Raw genomic sequence first — 537 nt, forward strand, 5'->3', positions numbered from 1 at the left:
TGTCGTCGCAGGGCCCGCTGTCTATACAGTCGTCGGGACAGGTTTCGAATCAGGGCGGCACGCTGGTCTCGCAAAGTACAGTCTACGTACACGGTGGCGCGATTCTGAATCAACAGGGCATCGTTCAGAGCGCCGGCAAGATGACCGTCTTCGGTGTGTCGCTCGAAAATTCCAGCGGGCGCGTCACGTCCCTTAACAGCGAAGGCCTGTCCATCACGACGAGCGGCGAACTCACGAACGCAGCGGGCACGACAGCGAGCGGTGCGCAAGGTGGTGTGATCGGCGGTGATGGCAATGTCACGGTGCAGGCAGGGCGTCTTGCCAATCATGGATCGATTAGCGCACGTGCCGATTTGACGGTTGATGCGCAATCGGTGGACAACGGCAGAGGTTCGCTGACGGCTGGACAGAACGCGTCGATTAGTGCAGGCGCATACCTGACTAATGCATCCGGCCGCATTGCTGCGGGAGCACTGGCAAACGTTCGCGCGTCCAAGTTGGACAATAGTTCGGGCTCGGTTGAGGCAAGCCAGTTGT

Annotated in this window: 1 protein-coding gene; it reads left to right on the top strand. The window is 59.8% G+C overall.

The window, feature by feature from the left end:
• A partial coding sequence (locus ACV22Z_RS35735) for a hypothetical protein (protein ID WP_448080941.1) occupies nucleotides 1–537 on the top strand: 537 nt, incomplete at both ends.

This window comes from Burkholderia sp. PU8-34, assembly GCF_053427725.1.